Annotated in this window: 6 protein-coding genes and 1 tRNA gene; 2 read left to right on the forward strand and 5 right to left on the reverse strand. The window is 39.3% G+C overall.

The genetic code is table 11. From position 1 onward, the window contains the following. Positions 1-31: 31 nt before the first annotated feature. A tRNA-Ser gene (locus ABZB17_RS19325) sits at positions 32-119 on the reverse strand. 284 nt (positions 120-403) lie between these two features. Here ABZB17_RS19325 and ABZB17_RS19330 point away from each other — a divergent pair. After that, the gene (locus ABZB17_RS19330) at positions 404-676 is read left to right on the forward strand and encodes an HU family DNA-binding protein (protein ID WP_038554490.1); all 273 of its coding nucleotides are present in this window, start codon (positions 404-406) and stop codon (positions 674-676) included. Positions 677-760: 84 nt separating this feature from the next. After that, positions 761-1,441, forward strand: a complete 681-nt coding sequence (locus tag ABZB17_RS19335) for a TrmH family RNA methyltransferase (RefSeq protein ID WP_372652679.1) — start codon at positions 761-763, stop codon at positions 1,439-1,441. 188 nt (positions 1,442-1,629) lie between these two features. Here the strand turns inward: ABZB17_RS19335 and ABZB17_RS19340 are convergent, their stop codons facing one another. The 4 genes from ABZB17_RS19340 to ABZB17_RS19355 form a co-directional block, all read right to left on the reverse strand. Further along, complete coding sequence (locus ABZB17_RS19340; protein WP_372652682.1) at positions 1,630-2,820, reverse strand: glycosyltransferase family 2 protein; 1,191 nt, start codon at positions 2,818-2,820, stop codon at positions 1,630-1,632. Beyond that, positions 2,817-4,019, reverse strand: coding sequence for a glycosyltransferase family 4 protein (locus ABZB17_RS19345; protein ID WP_372652685.1), 1,203 nt, complete (start codon positions 4,017-4,019; stop codon positions 2,817-2,819). Before ABZB17_RS19345 ends, ABZB17_RS19340 begins: the two co-directional genes overlap by 4 nt. Before the next feature lie 6 nt (positions 4,020-4,025). After that, entirely contained in the window at positions 4,026-5,507 is a 1,482-nt protein-coding gene (locus ABZB17_RS19350) for an LptF/LptG family permease (RefSeq protein WP_045027833.1), read from the reverse strand. A gap of 122 nt (positions 5,508-5,629) precedes the next feature. After that, a complete protein-coding gene (locus ABZB17_RS19355; RefSeq protein WP_045029060.1) occupies positions 5,630-6,010 on the reverse strand; it encodes an START-like domain-containing protein in 381 nt (126 codons plus the stop codon). Positions 6,011-6,151: the final 141 nt, after the last annotated feature.

The raw sequence follows: 6,151 nt of genomic DNA on the forward strand, positions 1-6,151 counted from the left end.
AAAAAATCCATCAGAAAACTCTGATGGATTTTGGCGGAGAGAGAGGGATTCGAACCCCCGGTACCTCGCGGTACAACGGTTTTCAAGACCGCCGCATTCGACCACTCTGCCATCTCTCCAGATGCGGTGCAAAAGTAGATTAATTTTTTAAAGTACAAAACACTTTTTGACAAAAATTTCAGAAATTACTTAAAAAAAAAGGGTGCTACGGTTTGGTTTTTTAAAACATATTTATGAATTTAGCTAAAACTTAAAAAAGTTCTCTGAAACGCTTGATTTTACTGAATGTTTGACGAATTTTAACCCTTGAAAAAGTATATAGATTCTGAATATTCGAGACAAAGTACATAGAACTAAGTTATTTATTTTCAATCACTTAATTAATTATTTAAAATTTTGCCTTATGAACAAAGCTCAATTACTTGATGCGATGGCCGAAAAAGCTGGCCTTTCTAAAGCTGATGCTAAAAAAGCTCTTGATGCATTTGTAGGTGCTACTACAGACGCTCTTAAAGCTGGAGACCGTGTTGCACTTATTGGATTCGGCTCTTTCTCTGTTTCAGAACGTGGTGCCAGAACTGGTAGAAATCCTCAAACAGGAAAAGAAATTACAATCCCAGCTAAAAAAGTAGTTAAATTTAAAGCTGGTGCTGAATTAGCAGACGCTGTATCGTAACGAAATACGAGTAGGTAAAAAAACTGAATAAAGGGAAGCCCAATGCTTCCCTTTTTCTTTTAACGACATCAAACTTGAATAAAGATGGACAATAAACTTCTTGAATACCTTTTAAGCTATCTTACACCACAACGACAGGAACTTTTTGAAAAAGTAATAAATAAGCGTACCAGACACCTTACAGTTGTTTTGGAAGACATTTTTCAGAAACAAAATGCAAGTGCAGTTTTGCGCACCTGCGACTGTTTTGGTATTCAGGATGTACATATTATAGAAGACCGCAACGAATTTCAGGTTAACCGCGAAATTGCCATGGGAGCCTCAAAATGGTTGTCGTTACATAAATACAATAGCAAAGAAAATAACGCTCTCGATGCAATACAAACCCTAAAAAAGCAAGGTTACCGGATTGTGGCCACTACTCCGCACAACAACGACCTCGAATTACAGGATTTTGATATAACGAAAGGAAAAACGGCGCTGGTTTTCGGATCGGAACTACCGGGAATAACAGAAACAATTATGCAGGAAGCCGATGAATTTCTAAAAATTCCGATGTATGGTTTTACCGAAAGCTTCAATATTTCTGTTTCTGCAGCTATCATATTGCACCATCTTACGATGAAAATGCGAGATAGTAAAGACCTGAACTGGCAATTAAGTCCTGCAGAAAAGAACGAGCTGAAGATGGAATGGATACGAAGAACCATTAAACGAAGCGAACTTATTGAGAAACGCTTTTGGGAGGAGAACAAAAAGAAATAAGCCACTGGTATTTAAAAATAGACAGGTAATGAATAATCTCTACTATTCTATAATCTAAAAGCCGGCCGAGAATGATGAACTTCGATTAACGATTTGCGAACTTCGATTTTTAGGAAAGCACAAATAATTCGAGTGTAATGTACCTCTTTATTCTTCAATCATCATTCAACATTCATAATTCAATAAAACTACCCTGCCCTTTTTGATTTTTCCCAGTTCACCGACTGACGGCCTTTTACATAACGAATAATCCCAAGAATGGAGGCATAATTGATCATTACAAAATAGTACGGTACAAAAAGTGCCTTCATCCGCACCTTTTTGTTTTCGAAATACCAGCCAAACGCAGCAGTCGTATATAACAACACCTGCAGATACAGAGCCATTGCATAAAAATTGCCCACACTCCAATTATTGGTGCTTACCACTAGCAACAGGTTTATAATAAATAAAAGGAAGAGGGACGGCGGAGCAAATGCCCAGCGCAAAACTTTGTGCGAAAAATACTGCCAGCTCAAAATGCCATTTTTAAATGGATTGAGTAATCCTTTTAATCTTATAATTGTTTGAATTCCACCGGCAGCAATTCGTGCTTTACGTTTCAATTCTTCTTTTACATTTAACGAAGCTGTTTCCTCGGCATAAGCACTTGGAGCATACGCAATTTTATATCCGCGTTGGGCAATACGCATCGAGATAATAAAATCATCGAGCAAAGTATCGGTTTCCACCTCCTCAAAAAGTTCGGTTCGTATGGCGAACAGTTCACCAACAGCGCCAACTGCCGAATTCAACTCCCAGTCTTTACGTTTAATCCACGATTCCATTTTCCAGTACAAACCTTCACCTGCACCTGCAGCAGCTTCTTCCTCATTCTGGACAATGCGCTTCTCCCCTGCCACACAACCAACTTTCGGATTACCAAAACACTTTACAATCTCTCGAATTGATTGTTTTCCAAGAACCGTGTTCGAGTCGGAAAAGATCACGACAGGTGTTTTTACAAATTTCATCCCCCGGTTCATGGCATGCATTTTCCCTCGTCGCTCCGGCTGATGATATACTTCCAGCCCATTAACTTGTTGTAAAATTTCCGGGCTTCCGTCATCCGACCCATCGGTAACCCACACATATTGTATTTTTTCTTTGGGATAATCCAACGAAAGAGCGTTGTTTACTTTCTGCTTAATGCAGTCCTTCTCGTTATATGCCGTTACGAACAAACAAACTTCAGGCTCGTAGTCATTGCTTTCCAATGAGATCTTGCGACGGCCGAGCACCTTTTTCAGGCCCACCAACAACCACAATACAAGCGCATACCCTACATAGGTATAGAACAGTATGAGCAAAAACACCCAGAATAATACGCTTAAGATCATTTAGTGTATTGTTTGTAAAATCCGATTAGCTTTTTCGATATTGCTAAATTATCAAAATTCTGTTGGATAAAAAGAGTGGCATTTCTTCCAATACGCTCAAATTGGTCATGATCTTCAAGCAAACTGAAAACAGCATCAACAAAACCGGTTGCATCGTTAGTGATAATAACATTCTCACCATCGGTAACATCAATTCCTTCGGCACCGATGGATGTCGTCACAATACTTTTCCCCAACGCCATTCCTTCAATAATTTTTATACGCATACCGCTTCCCGAAAACAACGGAACAATCATAACAGCTTTCGAATTCATAAATTGGTACGCATCGGGAACTTCTCCTTCAAAAATAACACCATCAACATTTAATTTGTCGATTAACCACTGCGGTGCATTTCTTCCGGCTATGTGAAAACACAAATCAGGATATTTCTGACGAATCCGTGTCCAGCAGTTTTCAAGAAACCACAAAATACCTTCCTGGTTGGGTGCCCAATCCAACGATCCGATATGAAAAAGCGACGGATATTCAATATTGGTTTTATCCGGAATAACAGCCGACAAATCAACACCGGTTTGAGAAACCTGTTTATCTTTTTTGTTTCCCAACGAATGCAGGATATCTCCATCACGGGAAGTAATCGGAACTAAGAGATCGTATGTATTTAATAAATCCGCTTCAAATCTTTTAATCCTTTTTGAGAGATTTTGCAGGTATAACTTTTTTAAACCTCTTGATAGTTCTGCTGCCCTTTCCCAAATCTCAAACTCAACATTATGTGCACGATAAACCACCGTTGCGTTGGTATGCTTTCGTATTACCGGAATGTACGGACAAACATAAAGTCCCTCCAATTGGACAATGTCAAATTCGTTTTCAGATAACAATTCTGCCAATGCTTCACTAAAATTCCCATCGATAAAACGAACTGCATTGTAGGGTTTTCGCGAAAAGAGAAGGTTCACCAAAGCGGCAAAAGGAATAATTTTTGCAGGGACATCTACCAACTTAAATGTTGCCAGTTGTTTTAATTCGTCGGGAATTTCATCCGGAGATAGATGATGTTTTGCGGTATTCATGGCCAGCACGGTTACCCTATTTCCAAGCTGTGCAAAACCTTTTGTTAAATTTAAACAGGCAATGGCCCCACCATCTCTGGTTGGATACGGAACCTTATTTGTTACCTGCAATATGTTCATCCGGGTTTAGTCGTTTGATTTCTTTTTCTGAAAAAAACGTCCGAGTCCAAGCCGCGCAAAAAACTTTGCATAAGCTTCCGCCGTCATAATAGCCGAATCGGTAGCTGCTTTATACGTTAACCAAACGCCAATGGGCAGAAAAATATACGACGAAAACCACATTCCGTTAAACATATCCCAAACATCTTCGCGGGCAGTTTTTTCGCCACTCATGGAAACAATGTAATATAAAATAAACAGGAAGATCGACACAACGACAGGCATCCCCAATCCTCCCTTTCGGATAATTGCTCCTAAAGGTGCTCCGATAAAAAAGAAGATCAACACAGCAACCGAGAGGGTGAACTTCCGGTGTTTTTCCATCCTGTACTTATTCAGCGTTTTCTTTTTATTATAAAGCTGCCCCTGGAACATGTTCACCTGTTGCATATTGCTCCGGGCCTTATCGAGTGCACTTTTGGCAATATCGGCCTGTACCCATTTATCAAGACCAGAATAATAGGTATCAAAATCAAATATCGTATCGGCTTTAATTTCCTCAATATCGCGTTTCAACGAATCAGCTTTTGCGGTGAGATTATACATTCGCCGGGTTATAGTCGGATTAATATTAATCTGCATCATATAATTTCGCAAGCGACCATAATAATCGTCCGTCAAACTGTCATCGGCAGTCACCAACTGATCGATGGTGAGCATGCGGTATTGATTTTTGAAAATACTTTCATCGCGACGGTTAAATTCAAAATCGCGGACTTTTACCCTGATCGTTTGTTCTTCAAAACGATTGCGCTGATAAGGATACGTTTCTTTTTTACCCCGGTTTTGCGATTTCTGCTCCTGGTAAGTTACTCCGCTAAACAAATTAAGCACCATGTACTTTTTATCTTCGGTAATCCGCAATAATCCCGAATCGGCGACCGTAACACTTTCGTTGGGTTTATTTTTGGTATGATCGTAAATCAACAGATCATACAACATTTTTGTATCGTTATCGCGCTTGCCAACCTTAATGCTGTAGCCATCCATTTCGTTGGTAAAAACACCCTCCTGCAAGACCAGTTCAGGCCGCTGCTTTTTTACACTGTATAAAAGGGTCGAAAATTTCAGGTTTGTTTTCGGAAGAATATTATTGGAAAAATAAAAAGCTATTCCGGTGATGATAATTGCAATAACAATTAACGGACGCATGATTCTGAATAGTGAAATTCCGGAAGCTTTCATGGCCACCAGCTCGTAATTTTCGCCCAATGCCCCAAAAGTCATGATTGATGCCAGAAGCATGGCCAGCGGAAAGGCCAGTGGTAACATGGCAAATGAGGCGTAAAACATCATTTCTGCCAACACCTTTAGATCAAGCCCCTTGCCGACCATATCGTCGACGTACTTCCATAAAAACTGCATAAGCAGCACAAACAGTACGATAACAAAGGTCATAAAAAATGGCCCTAAAAACGATTTAATAATAAAAAGGTGTAGACGTTTCATGTACTTTATTTCATTCTGGAAACGCTTACAAAACTAAGTTATTTTAGGAATTTGTAAAGTAAAAAAGGTTAAGAAACGTTATTGATACCGGAACACAGCTGTTAATAATCTTAAAAAACGAATTACGAGCCCAGTACGTGTTTTAAATCGGCTACCTGCGAATCCCACAAACCACGGGTTTCATCTATTTCATCCTCTTCGGCAAAATCAGTTATTAAAAGCGAAACATCGCCGGTAAGTTCATCGCGTGTTATCTTAAACTCGAAGTACGAACCTTCTTCTTCTTCCAGCCAACTAAACCGCACCAAACGGTTTTCTTTATGCAATGTCATTTCTGCAGTTTGCTCCGATCCGTCCCAAATAAAAGTATAGCGCTTACCCCGAACGCGAACATCGTCGGCAAACCACTCAGTTAACCCGGAAGCAGTGCTAAGTCTGTTATAGAGCACTTTAGGCGAACAATTAATAATATATTCCAGATTGATTTTTACTTTACTAGTCATAAGTTTGATTTTCGGCAATATAATTAATAAGAATGTAACTTACAACTAGTTAAAATCGCGCACCAAAACTTATTTCGAAAAATTATCAAAATGGTTAGTGGGAATAAAAATAAATACTATATTTGCACCGCATTTTTGAAA

This window comes from Draconibacterium sp., assembly GCF_041583095.1.
GTDB lineage: Bacteria > Bacteroidota > Bacteroidia > Bacteroidales > Prolixibacteraceae > Draconibacterium.